We start from the raw sequence: 17,525 nt of genomic DNA on the forward strand, positions 1-17,525 counted from the left end.
GTCGCTTCGCTCATCCGCCGGTGGCGATCGTCAGCACCTTGAACGGCGTGGTGATGACGATCTCGGCAACCGAGCCGACGGCCTTGCCGAGGCCTTGGCCGAGATTGTTGAGCTGCACTGGAGGTTCGTCCGACGCCAGGCCGGCCGGGGCCCGCAGCCGGTCGCCGAGCAACTGAACCAGGATCGGATTGTCGGCGAATTTGGCGTGGTTCAGCCGGTCGCCACCCTTGGTCTGGCTGAGATCGACCACAGACACGCCATAGCTGGCCAGATCGGCCGCGTCGCCATAGTCGCCGACGCGGGGCTTGTCGCCCGAGATCAGGGAAGACAGTTTGAGCGCCCGGTCGTCCGCTGAAAGCAGGATGGCGAACGGTTTGTCCGGCTTGCCGTAGCGGATCATCTGTTTCTTGAACACGTCGACGTCGATGTCGGGCGAGGCCAGGACGACATAACCGAGCTTGCCGTCGAGATCGCGGTCGCCGGTGATGGCAAGCTGGCGCAGCGCCTCCATGGTCACCCATGTTCCCATCGAATGGGCAACGATGTCGATACTCTTGGCCCGCGTCTTGGCCAGCATCCTGAGCGTTGCCTCGAGGTCGTCACGCGCCGCGTTGGCGCTCTCCTTGTCATAGATGTAGCCCGTCGTCTTGCCGCTCGAGGCCCAGGAGAACAGCACCGGCGTGCCCGGATATTTCGTGTCGTGCGCGATCTGCGTCAGCCGGTAGATGCCGTCGTCGAAACCATTGTTGAACCCGTGCACGAAAACCAGCGCACGGTCGCCGCGCATGGCGATGTCGGCACCGACCGCCTTGGCGAATTGCGGCGCATCCGCATAGAACGCGACATCCTTGGCGGTGAAATCCTTGGCTGGATTGCTGTTGGCAGACCCCCGGACACGCTCGATCATGCCGACCTTGTGACTTTTCGGCACGGTGACGTCGACCCGGGCGAAGCTGGTGGTCAAGGAGCGATCGCCGTCGAACACCTGCCGCGGGTCCTTGGTCGCCTTCTGGCGGGTGGTGGCGACGAATATCTCGTGGGTGGCCGCGATGTCGGACGCGGGTACGGCAACCGTCGTCCTGTTCAGCAGATCGTGCGTGTTTCGGCCGGCGCAGCCTGCGACCAGCAGCGTGAACGCAATGACGACGAAACTCTTCGAATGCACCGTCACACGCCGGCTCCCGCAAAGGAGGACGTCAAACGCGTGACGTCGCTGGATATTTCGATAAGGCCAGAGGCCGGCGCGGTCCAGTTCAAAGTTGGTCGACTCTGTCGCAAGGCCGAGCGGGCCACGCGAACCCGCGGCGATGCATCTATTGGCCGAGCAGGCTGATGCGGTCGGTCACGTCGCGGTCGCTGGCAAATCCATCGTCTTCGCGCAGCCGTTGGCCGATCATCTTCACCAGCGCGGGATTGTCGGCGAATTTCGTATGGTTGAAACTGTCCGCTCCCTTGATCTTGGAGAGGTCGACGACCGTTACGCCGTAGGATGCAAGGTCGGCGGCGTCCTTGTAGTCGCCGACGCGCGGCCGCGCGCCGGCAATCAGACCGGAGAGCCGGAGCGCGCGGTCATCATCGGACAACAACAGGATGAACGGCTTGTTGGGTTTGCCATAGCGGCGCATCTGGCTCTTGAACACGTCGACATCGATGTCGGGCGATGCGAGCACGACGTCGCCGAGCTTGCCGCCGAGATCACGGTCGCCGGTGATGGCGAGCTGGCGCAGCGTCTCCATGGTCACCCAGGTTCCCATTGAATGGGCGACGATGTCGATGCGCCGCGCGCCGGTCTGCGCCAGCATGCGCAACGTCACCTCGAGCTGGTCGCGCGCGGCGCTGGCGCTTTCCTTGTCGTAGACATAGTCGGTGGTCTTGGCGCCGGATGCCCAGGAAAACAGCACGGGTGTGCCGGGATAGCCGGAATCGTGGACGATCTGGGTCAGGCGGTAAACGGCGTCGTCAAAGCCGGTGTTGTAGCCATGGACGAAGACCATGACGCGGTCGCCGCGCGCCGCGATGTCAGCACTTAGCGCATTGGCGAATTTCGGCTGGGTGTCGTAGCCGACGACCTCGGAGGCCATGAAATACTTGGCCGGATCGTTCGACTTGCCGCGCGAGCGGCGTTCGATCTGCCCGGTCTGGTGGATGCCGGGCACGGTGACGTTGACGCGGGCGTAGTTCAGCGTGGCCGATCGCTCGCCGTCGAAGACCTTGTTCGGATCGTCGGATTTCTTGCGCGTGGTGGCGATGAAGATGCTGTGATTGCCGGCGATCTCGGTCACCGGCGCTGCCACGATGGCGCTGCCGAGCAGTTCCTGGGTCTGCTGTCCCGCGCAGCCCGCGACAAGCAAGGCTAGGCCAATGGCAAAAATCGTCTTCAACGGCACGTCTGAAATTCCACTCCGGCCCGAAAAGGCCAATCGCCTCCGCAAGTCTCCCCCGACAGCGCAAGTGCGGCGGAAGTAAGTCGTGCCCAGCCGAAAAGCGGTCGGCGTCTCGCGACCGCCGCCGCAGTGTTGCACGAAAGCCAGACTGCATCAGGGCGGGCCCTTTCGGGGCTTGGCACCCGCATGAATTTCAAGAATTACATTAACAATCGCCTCCAACTAACGGCAAATGCGTCACTAAATGCCGACCGCTTGGGAACATGAGTGACGGGGCAATGGTTTCACGGGGTCGCCTGTGCAATAGACGGAATCGGGTTGCTTGGCGGCAAGGCTCGCGACAAAAGGGCGTTCCGCAGCCAATCGATGATAGACGTTTTCAAACGACATGCGTTCAAGGTGGCTTTCCGATGACCAGCTTCTCTTCCCGTGTTGCCACCGCTGCTTCCGCGATCCGCCGGATCTTTCCGGAAACGCCGCTGCAGGAGAACGACTATCTGTCGAAGAAGACCGGCGCGCGGGTGCTTTTGAAGCGCGAGGACCTGAGCCCGGTGCGCTCCTACAAGATCCGCGGCGCCTTCAACTTCTTCCGCAAGGCACTTGGCGAAGGCAATCAGGCCGAACTGTTCGTCTGCGCTTCCGCCGGCAATCATGCGCAGGGTTTCGCCTTCGTCTGCCGTCATTTCGGTAAAAAGGGCGTTGTATTCATGCCGGTGACGACGCCGCAGCAGAAGATCGACAAGACGCGGCTGTTCGGCGGCGACTTCGTCGAGATCAGGCTCGTCGGCGATTTCTTCGACGATTGCTATCGCGCCGCCATCGAATTCACCGAAAGCGCCGGCGCTCATATGGTGCCGCCCTTCGACCACAAGGACATCATCGAGGGACAGGCGACGGTCGCCTATGAGATCGCCCACCAGATGCCCGGCGCGGGCATGCCCGACATCGTCATGCTGCCGGTCGGCGGCGGAGGTCTGGCCGCGGGGGTGACGCACTACTTCGCCGATCAGGGGCGTGAGGCGCGCTTCGTCTTTTGCGAACCGGCAGGGGCGCCAAGCCTGCGCGAGAGCCTTGCGGCGGGAAAACGGCTCAAACTCGCCAAGGTCGATAATTTCGTCGACGGCGCGGCGGTCGCCGAGATCGGCCGTGAGCCCCTGCGTCACCTCAAGGACTTCGCCGCCGACACGGTGCGGTTGATCCCGGAAAACCGGCTCTGCGCGACCATGATCGAGATGCTCAATGTCGAGGGCGTGGTGCTGGAGCCGGCCGGCGCGCTGGCTATCGATGCGCTGAAGGATTTTTCCAGGAAGGAAATCCGCGGCAAGACCATCGTGGCCGTGGTTTCGGGCGGCAATTTCGATTTCGAACGGCTGCCGGACGTCAAGGAACGGGCACTGCGCTTCGAGGGCCTGAAGAAATACTTCATCATCCGCTTTCCGCAGCGGCCGGGCGCGCTGCGCGACTTCCTTGAAATGCTGGGGCCTGACGACGACATCGCCCGGTTCGAATATCTGAAGAAGTCGGCACGCAATTTCGGCTCGGTTCTGATCGGCATCGAAACCAAGGATCGCCGCAATTTCGACCTGCTGAAAGCGAATTTCGAGGCCGAAGGCGTCCAGTATCAGGATATCACCGACAACGAGACATTGGCCGGGTTCATCATATGAGCGGAAACGTCTTCATCGCCCTGTTTTCAGGCATCAATGTCGGCGGCAACCGCATCGTCAGGATGGCCGAGTTGCGGGCGTTCTTCGAGGATCTCGGGTTTTGCGATGTCGCTACCTACGTGCAGAGCGGCAACGCGGTGTTCCGGGCGAAGGAGGGAGACGCCGCCACGCTAACCAAACAGATCGAAGCGGCTTTCGAGGAGAAATGGGGTTTTCATTCGCGCATCATGGTGCGCGATCTCGGCTGGGTCGAACGGCTGGTCAGGGAAAATCCCTATCCGGAGATTGCCGAGGAGCCGACAAAGCTGCACGCGTATGCGCTGGAGCGCGCGCCTACCGCCGAGGAGGCGGCACGGCTGGCCGAAAGATGTACGGGTCCGGAGCGGTTCGAGATCAAGGGCGACGTGCTTTACCTGCATGCACCCGACGGACTGGGCAAATCGGTGTTTGCCAATCTCATTCCACGCGTACTGAAGGTACCTGGCACTGCGCGCAACTGGCGCTCGGTGCTGGCGCTGCTGGAGATGGCCGGCAAGCCCGGCGGCGGCTGATTAATGCCTGCCGTAATGCGCGGACAAGAGCCTACGCCGCCTCGGCGCGTTTCCAGTCGAACGTCAGCTCCTCGCGAAACGCAAAGCGTTTGATGTGGTCGGCGACGACGCTTTCGAGGCGTTCGATAGAGCCGGGGTCGTCGCTCGATACGGTGATGTGCAGCGCAGCTCCATCGGCATCCATGATGGTGCGGCCGAGCGAAAGGTCGATGGCGCCATGATTGGGATCGAATTCCACGGGGAATTTGTGCGCCCAATGTTTGCACAATTGCTGCAGATAACGGCTTGCATGTGCGGTGGTGACATCGGCATGGCTGATCGTCATGAAGGGATCTCCGAGGGTGAAACGCACGAAACGGTGCCCGCTTTCGAGGCGGGCGCTATCGCCGCATAGATAGGCGCAAGCTCGCCCGCCGCCATAGGCCGGCTGCCGACCGCTCGAAAAGGTGATCGATCACCAGCTTCCGGTGTTCGGCATCGACGCCCACGGTTCGGCCTTTGCCTTCGCCGGACCTTTCTGCAGAAGTTCGATCGAGATTCCGTCCGGCGACTTGACGAAAGCCATGTTGCCGTCGCGCGGCGGCCGGTGGATGGTGACACCGCTGTCCATCAGCCGCTGGCAGGTGGCGTATATGTCGTCGACTTCATAGGCGAGGTGGCCGAAATTGCGGCCGCCCTTGTAGTCTTCCGGGTCCCAATTGTAGGTGAGCTCGACCAGCGGTGCTTTCTCGTCGATGCCGCTTTGCTCGTCTTCCGGCGCGGCCAGGAAGATCAGCGTATAGCGGCCCTGCTCGTTCTCGTAGCGGCGCACTTCCTTCAGGCCGAGCTTGTTGCAGTAGAAATCGAGCGAAGCATCGATGTCGGCGACGCGAACCATGGTGTGCAGATAGCGCATGTGATTTCCTCGACTTGTTGGGTTGCGGCGCAACATAGGGGTGGGCCGTCCAAAGGGCAAATCCCAGGCGGCTGCCGGCGCCGCCCAAGAACAAATCCGGTATTCGCATAATGAACCGTGAAAAAAGGCACGTCAGGTCTTGCACTCACCGGAAGCCGCAGTGTTAATCTGGTGTCAAGAATCAGTTGCGGTGTTCTTGAAAAAAGGGGGCATTCTTATGGGGGAAAAAGCCTCTTTGACGGGGCGGTCCGAAACCCTTGGCGACGCCATGAAGCGCGACGAAGGCGGCGATGCCGTCGATCTGACCGAAATATCCGGCGCCATCAAGTGGTTCGATGTAGCCAAGGGCTATGGCTTCATCCTCCCGGATGACGGCGTTTCAGGCGACATCCTCCTCCATGTGACATGCCTTAGACGGGATGGTTTCCAGACTGCTCTGGAGGGAGCGCGCGTTGTCTGCCTCGTCAAGCAGGGCGAGCGCGGATTGCAGGCTTTCCGGGTTCTCTCGATGGATGTCACCACAGCGGTCCATCCCGCGGAAATGCAGGAACAGCGCACCCATGTCTCGGTGACACCCGAAAGCGGGCTGGAACGTGCCTTGGTGAAGTGGTTCAACCGCACCAAGGGGTTTGGTTTCCTGACCCGGGGCGAGGGCACCGAGGACATCTTCGTCCATATGGAAACCTTGCGTCGCTACGGCATCACCGAGCTTCGGCCGGGGCAGGTCGTGCTTGTCCGCTTCGGGCGCGGCGACAAAGGCCTTATGGCTGCCGAAATCCACCCCGATATGGGAACCTTGCCGGTCGCGCATTAGGGCGGTTGCCGAGGATTTTCGCATGACACATAGGAACTGGCTGACGGCGGGCGCAATGTGCGTCCTGGCTGCCGTCATCGTCGCCGCGGGCGCCTATTTCTATTTGCCTGCACCGACGGCGGCCGACAGCCGGGTGATGACCCTGCCGGTGGACCCGACGCCGCTGGTCGTGGCGACGAAAGGCGGAGATCGCTCCTTTTCCATCGAAATCGCCGACACCGATGCTGAACGCGAGGCCGGCTTGATGTATCGCCAGGACATGGCGGACGATCACGGCATGTTGTTCGTCTTCGACATGCAGCAGCAGGTCAACTTCTGGATGCAGAACACGCCGATGCCGCTTGACCTGGTTTTTATCGGCCAGGATGGCAAGATCCGGGCGGTCAAGCACGGCGAGCCGCAATCCCAGGCGCTGATTTCGCCCGGCGTGCCGGTGCGCTTCGTGCTTGAGCTCAAGGCGGGCACCGCCGCCAGGAACGGTATCGATTATGGCGACCTGGTGCGCCATCCGGCCGTTGGCACCATATCAGGCCCCGAGGTGCCGCCATCGGACAATGGCGATGCGCCGAACGGCGGTGGCGGTTGAGGACGCGGGCAGTATAGCCGATGCAGTTTTTTTCCCATGACGGGTTCGATATCGCCTTCCTCGACCGCCAGCCGGAATCGGGCCGGGGCGATCCTGTGCTGATGATCCATGGCTTTGCCTCCAGCCATTACGTCAACTGGGTTTCGCCCGGCTGGTTCAAGACGCTGAACGATGACGGCTACCGCGCCATTGCGCTGGACAATCGCGGCCACGGCTCGTCATCGAAAAGCTACGAAGAGGCAGATTACACCCCGGCCCGGATGGCCTCGGACGCGGCTGCTTTGCTCGATCATCTCGGCATCGGGCGCGCCCATGTCATGGGCTATTCGATGGGCGCGAGGATAGCGGCATTCCTGGCGCTGTCGGATCCCGACAAGGTGGCGACGCTGGTCTTCGGCGGTCTCGGCATCGGCATGATCGACGGCGTCGGCGATTGGGATCCGATCGCGGCAGCCCTTCTTGCCGACGATCCGGCCAAGACCACTCATCCCCGCGGCCGTTCGTTTCGCGCCTTCGCCGACCAGACTCGCAGCGACCGCCGGGCGCTCGCGGCCTGCATCGCCACCTCCCGCGAGTTGCTGAGCGAGGATGAAATTGCCCGGATCGCCCAGCCGACGCTGATCGCCGTCGGCACCACCGATGACATTGGCGGCTCGCCCGACGAACTTGCCGCACTGATGCCCAACGCCAAGGCTTTCCACATCGAAGGCCGTGACCATATGCTGGCCGTCGGCGACAAGACCTTCAAGCGGCGTGTGCTGGAATTCTACGCCGAAAATCCGCTTTGACCCGGCGTAAGAGCCCGATAAACCGAAAGGCACAAGCCCGATATCACGCCGGTTTTTGCAGCGCTTCGAGCGACCGGGTGAGATTCAGCCTAGCCTGCTGCTCGAAGCGCCGGCGGAATTCCTCGCTGTGGAAGATGTGCGGGCGTGTCAGGAAGCTGTTCAGCACCGCGCCACGTCCGGCCCGCCATATCGGCTCCTCCACCCATTGATATTCGGCGCGGATCGCGCGCTCATAGGCATCGAATGCATCCGGCGCTGCGCCGAGGATCGACAGGTCCATGTCCAGGAAAAGAGCGGCGTCACGCACCGCGGCCGTGTCTTCGAAGTCCGGCAACTGGTGTGTTGCGGTGGCAAGGATCATGGCGCAGATGCAGCCGAGGCGCTGGGCGTCGATGCGGCCCGCGAGCTTTTTTTCCGCGAGCGCTGCGCTTTGCGCCTCGTTGTCCTTGGCCCGGCTGTCATAGACGGCGTCGTGGAACCAGATCGCCGCCTCGACGGCCTCGGGATCGCCGAGCAGCTTCTGGTACTCGCCGGCGAGCGCCAGCATCGCCTCGATATGGGCAAGGTTGTGGTAGTGGCGATCCTGTCCCTTATAGTGGGCGGAAAGCTCGCGTTTGAGGGCATTGTCGAGCAAGAGTTCATTTTCCATGGCGGCTTGAATTCCCGCGAACCAAATCCATTTGACAGAGCACTAAGGAAAATTGAGTTCAATCGTGCTATGATCTGGCTTATATGTGCGGCCCGATATTAGGCAAGGCGGCAGGACGACGTCGATGAACAGCATCAGCATTTCCCGACACAGCGCGTTGCAGCCGGTCGATCCGATCTGGCGCTCGATCCGTGACGAAGCGATGGACGCGGTCAATCGCGACCCGCTGCTCGCCGCCTTCCTCTATTCGACCATCCTCAACCAGGAGAGCCTGGAGGAGGCGGTCATCCACCGGCTGGCCGAGCGGTTGGCGCACCAGGACATAGGTTCCGATCTCATCCGCCAGACCTTCAAGTCGATGCTGGCCGACGACAAGGATTGGCCGACCACCGTGCGTGTCGATATCCAGGCCTATTACGACCGCGATCCGGCCTGCGACCGCTTCATCATGCCGGTGCTCTACTTCAAGGGATTTCACGCCATCCAGACCCACAGGCTGGCGCATTGGCTGTGGAACCAGGGGCGCAAGGATTTCGCGCTCTATCTGCAAAGCCGTTCGTCCTCGGTTTTCCAGACCGATATCAATCCGGCGGCCCGCATCGGCAAGGGCATCTTCATCGACCACGCCACCGGTCTGGTCGTCGGCGAGACAGCGGTCATCGAGGACGACGTGTCGATCCTGCACGGTGTCACGCTCGGCGGCACCGGCAAGGCCGGCGGAGACCGTCACCCCAAGATTCGTCGTGGCGTCTTGATCGGTGCCGGCGCCAAGATTCTCGGCAACATCGAAATCGGCCATTGCTCCAAGATCGCCGCCGGTTCGGTGGTGCTGTCGCCGGTGCCGCATAACAAGACGGTCGCAGGCGTGCCGGCTCGCGTCGTCGGCGAGACCGGCTGCGACCAGCCGTCGCGCCAGATGGACCAGCTTCTGCCGTCGCAGACGATGGACCAGGTCGTCAGCTTCGACATCTAGTTTTACTGAGGGGCGTCGCGGAGTTTCGCACTGCTCGCGCCGGCGGCTTCGATTGCCGTGCAATACGGCGAGCTTGCCTTTACATGGCCATCGTCGACGTGTCAGAAGCGCCGTTCAAACGAGCAAGCCCGATGATCGGAGAAGACTGTTGAAGCCTGACGAAATCAGAAAGCTGGACGCCTATTTCAAGCGCGTCTTCCAGAACCCCAAGCTCGAGGTCAAGGCACGGCCGCGCAAGGAGGATTCGGCCGAAGTCTACGTCGGCGACGAATTCCTCGGCATCGTCTTCAAAGACGAGGATGACGGCGACTACAATTTCTCGATGGCGATCCTCGACATCGATCTGGGCTGATCCCACGCCCATGGCGATGCCGGACGCAAACGCGGCCGGCCTTCCCGTCACTGTCCCGCCTTCAGGACACGCCCGGCCTCGGCGGTGATTGCCGCGTCAAGCGCCTGCCAATCCCCCAGAAATTCCTTCGGGAAGCGATAGGTGAGGCTGAGATCCTCGCCGACATGGATGTCGCGCTCGCAAGGCGCCAGCGATTGTTCGGCTGCCGGCCCACTCAGGCAGCGGGCCACGAACGGGTCCTTGCCGGGCCGGTTGCCGACAACGAGCACCTCGTTGAGGTAACCTGATTTCGCGTTGAAACCGTAAATCGTCGTGCCGCCCGGACCTGCCGTGCCGGGCTGCACGATCAACGCGCTGTAGATCGGCCCGAAACGTCCGCTCATGTCGCGAGACATCATCTGCTGTTCGAAGGACAGGAAGACGATGCTTTTGGCTGGCCCCGTGTGATTGAAATCGCCGCGGGCAGCTTCGCTGTAGCCATCCATCTGGGGATAGCGCAGGTAGAGGTCGAGCCGCGAGGCGATGCCGTCGCGCCGCGCCTGTTCGAAACGGATAAAGTTGGCAGGCACGGCGATGACATTGTTGCCGATCACCACCTTGCGCATCGTCGCATCATCCGTGTAGCCGGCCATGGCGATCGAATGGCCGAACCATTTGCCGCCCAGGCTGATTGCGACCGACAGCAGGGCGAGTGCTGCGAAGGCGTAGAACACCCGCTTCATCAGCGTGGAATCGACCACGGTGAATTGGGGGTCGTCGGCGATCGCTGCCTGCTTCATCTCTGTCCCCGGATTCCTGTCCCGTGACGGCACGCATCGCACGGCACGGCTCTTGCAGTCCTTCCAGCGACTGTGCGATTTCATGGTAAACGGAAGGTAAAGATGGGCCCGGTTGAGCTAACTGCGTTCGCTTTTCTTGTCGGGTTGACGGCTTGCGGGCTGGTCGGATCGGCGATGGAGTTGGTTGTCGGGCGCAAGGTCGCGTTCACCGAGCCTTATGTGTCCTCCGCGCACGTACTGCGTTCGCTCGCCGCCACCGCGTGCGCCGGGCCGTTCATGCTGCTCAACGATGCCTTGGACGCCCGCCGCGACGGTCGCATTTCGTCGGTGGCGCTGATTTCCTGTGGCTGCACGGCGGTCGCCTGGACGCTGGCGCTCGGCATAGTTCTTGTGGCCGTTGCGTGTTGGGAGGTGCCAACCTAGGGTCGTTCGACTTCCAGGCTTGAGACGAATCGGAGACCAGAAATGCCGCTTTATGCGATCGATGGCACCGAACCGAACTTCGCGGATGCGGGCTCAAACTGGATCGCGCCCGATGCGACGCTGATCGGCGACATCAGCATCGGCCGCAATGCCGGCTTCTGGTTCGGCGTCGTCATTCGCGGCGACAATGAGCCTGTCGTGATCGGCGCCGACACCAACGTGCAGGAGCACACGGTCATGCACACCGATCCCGGCTTCCCGCTGACCATTGGCGAAGGCTGCACGATCGGCCACCGCGCCATGCTGCATGGCTGCACCATCGGCGATAACAGCCTGATCGGCATGGGCGCAATCGTGCTCAACGGCGCCAGGATCGGCAAGAATTCGCTGGTCGGCGCCGGCGCGCTGGTCACCGAAGGCAAGGAATTCCCGGACAATTCGCTGATCGTCGGCTCGCCGGCCAAGGCGATCAGGGTTCTGGACGAGGCTGCGATTGCAAGGTTGCGGGCCTCGGCCGCGCACTATGTCGCCAACGGCAGGCGCTTCAAGGCGGGTTTGGAGAAGGTCTAGGCCTCCGCCAGAAATGGCGGAGCCGGCCCGGGGACGGGGCCGGCTCCTTAGACCCGGTCGTTGGGACGGGGAGGGTGGGGACTCGACCGGGTTTCTCCTTAGGCGCATCGCGTTGATGCGTAGCGCCTGGTCTCTGGTTCACGCGTGCCGGATCGACGCCGTCAGCGGACGCTGGCGACCGCGTCGGCGCGGCCGTCGTTGATCGTCACCCAGACGCCGGAATTGGTATCCGACTGTCGCTTGAGGTAGGTGTAGTCGGTGTCCGTCCAGGACAGGACCTTGGTTTCCAGATTGTCGAGGATGAATTCGCCGAGGCTGGTGCGCACGGTCAGCACCGCGTGGCCGTCACCGTTCGGCTGGCGCGCGACCGTCATCAACAGGTTGCCGGCCGGAACGCCGGCGTCCATCAGCTCGCGGCGCTTTTCCAGCGCGTAGTCCTCGCAATCGCCATAGCCGTTGTCGGGATAGGCCCAATATTCCTCGACGCCGTTGTTTTCCATGTCGGTGCGCGGCTTGACGCGGGTATTGACCGAATTGTTGATGCTGAGGATCGTCGCCCACAGCTTGCGGGTCAGTTCGACCGGCGCCCCCTTGGGTGTCCGCTCGCTGCATTCGCCCGGTATGCGCTGGCAGAATTCATAGTGTCCGACAGGCTGTGTGGTGCGGCCGCCGGTGTGCATATAGGCCGGTCCCGCGGCATATGCTGATCCCCAAGCGGAAAGCTGCATCGCCATTGCCATCAGCAACAGCTTGCCTCTCGTTTTCTTCATTGTTTTTGTCTCCCCGTTCGAGGGAGACATTGCCACAGGTGGATTTATTCGACGCAAAAGCGCGCAGTAGATATTGAGTAAAACGTCCCTAGAATAGGTATCAAATTTGAAACTTTTGAGTGGTCAATCGTTGTCGTAAAATACAAAAAACCGGCCGCGCGGCCGGTTTTGATCTGGACGCTGTTGGGCCTTGTCAGGCGCGCGGCGTGTTGAATTCCGAATCGAGCGTCTCAGGCCGCTGGATGACGGCGAATTCGATGGCGACGCCATCCTCGAAATGCCGCACGATCTGTCCGCGCATGGTGCCGAGCATGACCTGGACGCCGATCGCCGGCTTGACATCGATCTCGATCGCGGCGCCGGAGAGCGACAGGTCGATGATGCGGCACTGGTACTGACGCCCGTCGGTGAGCTGCAGGATGCTGGTCGGGTTGCGGGGGGCGACGCGCTCGTGGCGGCGGTCTTCCGGCAGATCGAGCTCGTGCTTGTTGGCGAGCCACGTCAATTGCGCGGCGAGCTTGTCCTTCTTGCGGTCCGACGCAATCACCGTCATTGCGAAACCGTCCTGCAAGGTGCGGGTGACGACGCCTTCTATGCGGCCGATATGGTCGATATAGGCGATGACCTTTTCACCGGGCATGCCGATGCGGTCAGTGCGAAACGCGACGTTACCCGGCGACATATCGACGACCTGGCAAGGATGTTCGGTGCGGTCTTCCAGCATGAAGCGCCCGTATATCTTGACCCGGACGCGCTGAAAGTTACGTCTCTCAGCTTGGGACGGCGCGTAGTCGACCGCCGCTAACCTCATGACTGCCTACACCCCATTTGGCATCCCCGTGCGCCGATGTCAGGGACTTCATCCCAGAACTACAGCAAAGCGGGTTAACAAAGGGGAAAAACGGGCAGGCGGGGCTGTAGGATCGTCAACTATTCCTCGCGCCCGCCATCGAAGACGACGAGGTGGCGGATGCGGCGCGCTCGGCCGAGCGCGGAGATGGTGTCGGGCGCCTCCAGTTCGGCGGGAACAAGCGAGGGAACGTCGATCGCCGGCCGGCTCGCCAGCAACTCTTTTTCGGGATCGATGACACGGATCGAATCGATCAACGCGTCCGTGAGCGGGTCGGCGCCCAGCCAGAACGGCTTCTCCACAGCGCTGATCACGCCAAGGCAACGCGGGTTTTCGACGCCGCCATCCAGCGGCAAGGCAAGCAGTTCGAACTTGTTGGAACGGCCGTTGCGGCTGAAGCCCTCGAACATGATCAGCACGACGGATTTCTGGTCGAACACGCCATGGATCAGCTTCGAGACCAGCCGCTGGTCCTTCTCGCGCCACAGCGAGGGAAAGGAGAACCCCTTGAGTTCGCGGCCATAGGAGGCGCAGAGCCTTGTGCCGGCCAGCCGGAACACCGCTTGCCCGCGCGTGTCCCTTTCCAGGATGAAGGTGTCGGCCAGCAGCGACTTGATATCGGCCGGCTCCACTTCCGAGCGCTTCGGGGCAGGGCGTCCATCACGCAAGCGGTTCCAATACTGGAACAGCGTGATCGATCCGTTCTGGTTCATGCTAAGCAGCTCCGCGCATTCTGTCGTCTGATGTCCCATCGGTGAACAGAAGGGCGCCCTCCGATGACCTACATGCGTTGCGGAGCAGGAAGCGTGCCAGCGTCGTTAACACTTGTTCACGGGTCGGGGCCGTTAAGGTTAACAAGTGGTTTACGTTGCGCCCGGTCGAGCCGCGTGGCACACAAAAACCACTCCAGAAGCGGTCGTTTCGCGACGATCGGCAGCACTTCAGTCAAGAGTTCGGGGGAACAGGGGACTCGACAGCCGTTCAAGGGAAACCTTGGACGGCTTTCTTTTGATTCGGCACTTTTGATTCGCGCTCGGCGATTCGCCCTTTGTGGTCCGGCGGGCAGTGGTCTAGATGCTCGCAACAACGAATCCTGGACCGAGTGCTAGTGCACATGAGTGAACCTGTAAGCCCACCGGAAATAGAACAGGCGGATCGCGAGCCCGAGCCGCGTCGCGAGCCGATCTTCAACCTGCCGCCGATCGTGCTGGCGGTGATCGCCATTTGCGTGGCCATCTACCTGTTGCAGCAATACGTGCTGAGTGATGCTCAGCAAATGACACTGCTTTACGACGGAGCCTTCATCCCTGTCCTCTACACTGGCCAATACGGCTTCGACTGGTTCCTGTTCACGCGGCCCTTCACCTATGCCTTCATGCATGGTGGATTTGCCCATATCGCCATCAACATGGTCTGGCTCGCTGCCTTTGGCTCGCCGCTGGCCAATCGGCTCGGAGCCTTCTGGTTCGCGTTGTTCTTCGCCGCGACGGGACTGGCTTCAGTGGCGCTTTTCTGGGCCATGCATCCATATGGCGAAGCGCCGCTGGTCGGCGCTTCCGGTGCGATATCGGGCATGATGGGAGCGGCGGCACGCTTTGGCTTCCGTACGGATCGTTCGGCGGGCAAAGCCGCTTTCGCCGGCCCCGTGCTGCCGATCGCAATGGTGCTGCGCTCGCGTGGCGTGATGATCTTCCTTGCCGTTTGGATGGTGATCAACCTTGTCACCGGCCTTGTCGGCTTCGCCCCCGGGGTCGACAGCCAGATCGCCTGGGAGGCTCACATTGGCGGCTTTGTCGCCGGCTTCTTCAGCTTGCGCTGGTTCGACAGGCGCTGGCAGCCGCTCGACTGGGAGACGACCGACCACCGCACTTGAAATGCAACCGATCGCGGCGCACGATGTTCACTCTTACGTGAAAGCCGGTCACGGCAGGAACCGGTTGGCAGAGTAGAGGAGGACGCCATGACGGTTAAGGCCATTCTCGAGCAAAAAGGCCACGACGTGTTGACGCTCGGGCCGAACGAAAAACTGAGCGAAGCCATCCGTATCCTTGCCGAACACAGGATCGGGGCGTTGGTCATCACCAATGGAGACCGCAAGATCGTCGGCATCCTGTCCGAGCGCGACATCGTGCGCGTCGTCGCCAGGGAAGGCGCTGCCGCGCTCGACATAGCCGTTCGTTCCGCGATGACGCCGAAAGTGAAGATCTGCAACGAGAACCACACCGTCAACGAGGTGATGGAGATCATGACCCGGGGCCGCTTCCGCCATCTTCCGGTGGAAAAGGACGGCATGCTCGACGGCATCGTGTCGATCGGTGACGTGGTCAAGCGTCGTATCGAGGATGTCGAGCGCGAGGCTGAGGAAATCCGCGCCTATATCGCTACCGCCTGAGCGGCAAGCAACCGCCGGCCGCGCAAACGGTCGGCGGGGCGATAGTTACCTGTTGTCGAGTTCGGAGCGGACGAGTTGGAGCCCGCGCCGCGTGATGCGGTAGGGGCCGCCGCCCGACGACGAAACCGCCTTCTTGCGCTTCAGCTTCCGAAACAGGTCGAGATCGACGTCGGGGTAGTGCCAGCCGTCGCGGGTCAGGCATTTGACGGAGGCGATCCGTTTCTTCTCACTTTTTTCGATCTCAATGCGTCCGCCCTGCGCGAGCAGGTGCAGAACGCGTTGTTCAATACGCGAAATATCCATGGGAGAGTATCCGGGAAAACAACAAAAGCCGCCGCCGCGAAGCTTCGCGGCGCGGGGTTTCAGGTTTTCTGCCCTGCCTCGCTATGAGGTCAGGGCCTTACCGGGACTGAGCGTAAGTGGACATCCACTCTCCATTGGGATGGATGGCCTATAGGCGAAAGCGGCGGAAAAGGCCAGCGGGCGGCTTTACGCTTGTCTCGGGAGGCGGTTTGCACTAGCGAAGTTGCAAATCAGGATGTGCAAAACGCACGTTTCCATCGTTCTACTACGCAGGCCACCATGAGCATCATCGATACCCGCACGCCCGACGCGAAACGCCTGATCCCCGGCGCCACCGGCGACTGGGAAATCATCATCGGGCTCGAGGTCCATGCGCAGGTGACATCGGAAGCAAAACTGTTTTCCGGCGCTTCGACGTCGTTCGGTGCCGCCCCCAACGCCAATGTCAGCCTGGTCGATGCCGCAATGCCCGGCATGCTGCCCGTCATCAACGAGGAATGCGTCAAGCAGGCGATCCGGACCGGCCTCGGGCTAAAGGCGCAGATCAACCACAAGTCCGTCTTCGACCGGAAGAACTACTTCTACCCGGACCTGCCGCAGGGCTACCAGATTTCGCAGTTCAAGCAGCCGATCGTCGGCGAGGGCACGGTGATCGTCTCCGTAGGGCCCGACCGCCAGGGCGAGTTCGAGGACATCGAGGTCGGCATCGAGCGCCTGCATCTGGAGCAGGATGCCGGCAAATCGATGCACGACCAGCATCCGACCATGTCCTATGTCGATCTCAACCGCTCCGGCGTGGCGCTGATGGAAATCGTGTCGAAACCGGACATGCGTTCGGCCGACGAAGCCAAGGCCTATGTTACCAAGCTGCGCACCATCGTCCGCTATCTCGGCACCTGCGACGGCAACATGGACGAAGGCTCCATGCGCGCCGACGTCAATGTTTCGGTGCGCCGGCCGGGCGGCGAATTCGGCACGCGCTGCGAGATCAAGAACGTCAATTCGATCCGCTTCATCGGCCAGGCGATCGATTTCGAGGCGCGCCGGCAGATCGCCATCATCGAGGATGGCGGCACGATCGACCAGGAAACGCGGCTGTTCGACGCCGTCAAGGGCGAAACCCGTTCGATGCGCACCAAGGAAGAGGCGCACGACTACCGCTATTTTCCCGATCCCGATCTGTTGCCGCTGGAGTTCGACCAGGCCTATGTCGAAGCGCTGGCCAAGGAACTGCCGGAACTGCCCGACGACAAGAAGGCGCGATTGATCTCCTCGCTCGGCCTCTCGACTTACGATGCTTCGATCCTGGTGTCGGAAAAGCCGATCGCCGACTATTTCGAGAAGGTGGCCGCCGGCCGCGACGGCAAGCTCGCCGCCAACTGGGTTATCAACGACCTGCTTGGGCAATTGAACAAAGCTGGAAAGGACATTGAAAATGCTCCGGTTTCGCCGGATCAGATCGGTGCCATCATCGATCTGATCAAGGACGGCACCATCTCCGGCAAGATCGCCAAGGACCTGTTCGAGATCGTCTGGAACGAGGGCGGCGACCCGCGCCAACTGGTCGAGAGCCGCGGCATGAAACAGGTTACCGACACCGGCGCTATCGAAAAAGCGGTGGACGAGGTGATCGCGGCCAACCCGGACAAGGTCGAGCAGGCGCGCGCCAAGCCGACCATGGCCGGCTGGTTCGTCGGCCAGGTGATGAAGGCGACCGGCGGCAAGGCCAACCCACAGGCCGTCAATGACCTGGTCAAGGCCAGGCTGGGCATCGAGTAG

Annotated in this window: 22 protein-coding genes; 12 read left to right on the plus strand and 10 right to left on the minus strand. The window is 61.9% G+C overall.

The genetic code is table 11. From position 1 onward, the window contains the following. Nucleotides 1–10: 10 nt before the first annotated feature. On the minus strand, nucleotides 11–1,171 hold the full coding sequence (locus FJ426_RS07865) for an alpha/beta hydrolase (protein WP_140493717.1): 1,161 nt from the start codon (nucleotides 1,169–1,171) through the stop codon (nucleotides 11–13). Nucleotides 1,172–1,313: 142 nt separating this feature from the next. Further along, nucleotides 1,314–2,387 carry an alpha/beta hydrolase gene (locus FJ426_RS07870; RefSeq protein WP_140493715.1) on the minus strand — a complete coding sequence of 358 codons (1,074 nt, stop codon included), beginning with the start codon at nucleotides 2,385–2,387 and terminating at the stop codon, nucleotides 1,314–1,316. Between the two features lie 407 nt (nucleotides 2,388–2,794). Between FJ426_RS07870 and ilvA the strand changes: the two genes are divergently transcribed. Beyond that, a complete protein-coding gene (gene ilvA / locus FJ426_RS07875) occupies nucleotides 2,795–4,051 on the plus strand; it encodes a threonine ammonia-lyase IlvA (RefSeq protein WP_140493713.1) in 1,257 nt (418 codons plus the stop codon). Beyond that, nucleotides 4,048–4,602, plus strand: coding sequence for a DUF1697 domain-containing protein (locus tag FJ426_RS07880; RefSeq protein ID WP_140561013.1), 555 nt, complete (start codon nucleotides 4,048–4,050; stop codon nucleotides 4,600–4,602). Before ilvA ends, FJ426_RS07880 begins: the two co-directional genes overlap by 4 nt. A 31-nt stretch (nucleotides 4,603–4,633) precedes the next feature. Here FJ426_RS07880 and FJ426_RS07885 read toward each other — a convergent pair whose 3' ends face one another. Beyond that, the gene (locus FJ426_RS07885) at nucleotides 4,634–4,927 is read right to left on the minus strand and encodes a DUF2218 domain-containing protein (RefSeq protein WP_140522099.1); all 294 of its coding nucleotides are present in this window, start codon (nucleotides 4,925–4,927) and stop codon (nucleotides 4,634–4,636) included. 129 nt (nucleotides 4,928–5,056) lie between these two features. After that, a complete protein-coding gene (gene gloA / locus FJ426_RS07890; protein ID WP_140558496.1) occupies nucleotides 5,057–5,497 on the minus strand; it encodes a lactoylglutathione lyase in 441 nt (146 codons plus the stop codon). A 268-nt stretch (nucleotides 5,498–5,765) separates the two neighbouring features. Here gloA and FJ426_RS07895 point away from each other — a divergent pair, with 268 nt between their 5' ends. The 3 genes from FJ426_RS07895 to FJ426_RS07905 are packed head-to-tail and all read left to right on the plus strand — an operon-like array spanning nucleotide 5,766 to nucleotide 7,685. After that, a complete protein-coding gene (locus FJ426_RS07895; RefSeq protein WP_181165163.1) occupies nucleotides 5,766–6,311 on the plus strand; it encodes a cold-shock protein in 546 nt (181 codons plus the stop codon). 22 nt (nucleotides 6,312–6,333) lie between these two features. Continuing rightward, nucleotides 6,334–6,897 carry a DUF192 domain-containing protein gene (locus FJ426_RS07900; protein ID WP_140522103.1) on the plus strand — a complete coding sequence of 188 codons (564 nt, stop codon included), beginning with the start codon at nucleotides 6,334–6,336 and terminating at the stop codon, nucleotides 6,895–6,897. A 20-nt stretch (nucleotides 6,898–6,917) separates the two neighbouring features. Next, entirely contained in the window at nucleotides 6,918–7,685 is a 768-nt protein-coding gene (locus FJ426_RS07905) for an alpha/beta hydrolase (RefSeq protein WP_140558495.1), read from the plus strand. 43 nt (nucleotides 7,686–7,728) lie between these two features. On the opposite strand, the gene FJ426_RS07910 is transcribed toward FJ426_RS07905, so the two are convergent. Next, nucleotides 7,729–8,334 carry a hypothetical protein gene (locus tag FJ426_RS07910; protein WP_140558493.1) on the minus strand — a complete coding sequence of 202 codons (606 nt, stop codon included), beginning with the start codon at nucleotides 8,332–8,334 and terminating at the stop codon, nucleotides 7,729–7,731. Nucleotides 8,335–8,458: 124 nt separating this feature from the next. Here FJ426_RS07910 and cysE point away from each other — a divergent pair, with 124 nt between their 5' ends. Then, nucleotides 8,459–9,307, plus strand: a complete 849-nt coding sequence (gene cysE, locus FJ426_RS07915; RefSeq protein ID WP_140493699.1) for a serine O-acetyltransferase — start codon at nucleotides 8,459–8,461, stop codon at nucleotides 9,305–9,307. Between the two features lie 148 nt (nucleotides 9,308–9,455). After that, nucleotides 9,456–9,659 (plus strand): DUF3126 family protein, encoded by a 204-nt coding sequence (locus tag FJ426_RS07920; RefSeq protein ID WP_019857879.1) that lies wholly within the window; start codon nucleotides 9,456–9,458, stop codon nucleotides 9,657–9,659. Between the two features lie 47 nt (nucleotides 9,660–9,706). Here FJ426_RS07920 and FJ426_RS07925 read toward each other — a convergent pair whose 3' ends face one another. Further along, on the minus strand, nucleotides 9,707–10,438 hold the full coding sequence (locus FJ426_RS07925; protein WP_140558491.1) for a hypothetical protein: 732 nt from the start codon (nucleotides 10,436–10,438) through the stop codon (nucleotides 9,707–9,709). A 102-nt stretch (nucleotides 10,439–10,540) separates the two neighbouring features. Between FJ426_RS07925 and FJ426_RS07930 the strand changes: the two genes are divergently transcribed. Together FJ426_RS07930 and FJ426_RS07935 are read left to right on the plus strand one after the other, a co-directional pair. Further along, on the plus strand, nucleotides 10,541–10,861 hold the full coding sequence (locus tag FJ426_RS07930; RefSeq protein WP_140561014.1) for a hypothetical protein: 321 nt from the start codon (nucleotides 10,541–10,543) through the stop codon (nucleotides 10,859–10,861). A gap of 42 nt (nucleotides 10,862–10,903) precedes the next feature. After that, nucleotides 10,904–11,431, plus strand: a complete 528-nt coding sequence (locus tag FJ426_RS07935; protein WP_140493693.1) for a gamma carbonic anhydrase family protein — start codon at nucleotides 10,904–10,906, stop codon at nucleotides 11,429–11,431. Between the two features lie 161 nt (nucleotides 11,432–11,592). Here FJ426_RS07935 and FJ426_RS07940 read toward each other — a convergent pair whose 3' ends face one another. From FJ426_RS07940 to FJ426_RS07950, 3 genes are all read right to left on the minus strand, one after another. Next, nucleotides 11,593–12,201, minus strand: coding sequence for a transglutaminase-like cysteine peptidase (locus FJ426_RS07940; RefSeq protein WP_140517647.1), 609 nt, complete (start codon nucleotides 12,199–12,201; stop codon nucleotides 11,593–11,595). A 193-nt stretch (nucleotides 12,202–12,394) separates the two neighbouring features. Further along, on the minus strand, nucleotides 12,395–13,012 hold the full coding sequence (locus FJ426_RS07945) for a PilZ domain-containing protein (protein ID WP_140674826.1): 618 nt from the start codon (nucleotides 13,010–13,012) through the stop codon (nucleotides 12,395–12,397). Nucleotides 13,013–13,131: 119 nt separating this feature from the next. Further along, the gene (locus tag FJ426_RS07950; RefSeq protein WP_140561016.1) at nucleotides 13,132–13,764 is read right to left on the minus strand and encodes a PAS domain-containing protein; all 633 of its coding nucleotides are present in this window, start codon (nucleotides 13,762–13,764) and stop codon (nucleotides 13,132–13,134) included. Nucleotides 13,765–14,165: 401 nt separating this feature from the next. Here FJ426_RS07950 and FJ426_RS07955 point away from each other — a divergent pair, with 401 nt between their 5' ends. Then, entirely contained in the window at nucleotides 14,166–14,924 is a 759-nt protein-coding gene (locus tag FJ426_RS07955; RefSeq protein WP_140561017.1) for a rhomboid family intramembrane serine protease, read from the plus strand. Nucleotides 14,925–15,011: 87 nt separating this feature from the next. Then, entirely contained in the window at nucleotides 15,012–15,443 is a 432-nt protein-coding gene (locus FJ426_RS07960; protein ID WP_140493682.1) for a CBS domain-containing protein, read from the plus strand. A gap of 45 nt (nucleotides 15,444–15,488) precedes the next feature. Here FJ426_RS07960 and FJ426_RS07965 read toward each other — a convergent pair whose 3' ends face one another. Beyond that, the gene (locus FJ426_RS07965) at nucleotides 15,489–15,746 is read right to left on the minus strand and encodes a YjhX family toxin (protein ID WP_140561018.1); all 258 of its coding nucleotides are present in this window, start codon (nucleotides 15,744–15,746) and stop codon (nucleotides 15,489–15,491) included. Between the two features lie 279 nt (nucleotides 15,747–16,025). On the opposite strand from FJ426_RS07965, the gene gatB reads away from it, so the two are divergent. Further along, nucleotides 16,026–17,525 (plus strand): Asp-tRNA(Asn)/Glu-tRNA(Gln) amidotransferase subunit GatB, encoded by a 1,500-nt coding sequence (gatB, locus tag FJ426_RS07975; RefSeq protein WP_140561019.1) that lies wholly within the window; start codon nucleotides 16,026–16,028, stop codon nucleotides 17,523–17,525.

The sequence above is a fragment of the Mesorhizobium sp. B2-6-4 genome (assembly GCF_006441495.1).
Classification (GTDB): Bacteria; Pseudomonadota; Alphaproteobacteria; order Rhizobiales; family Rhizobiaceae; genus Mesorhizobium.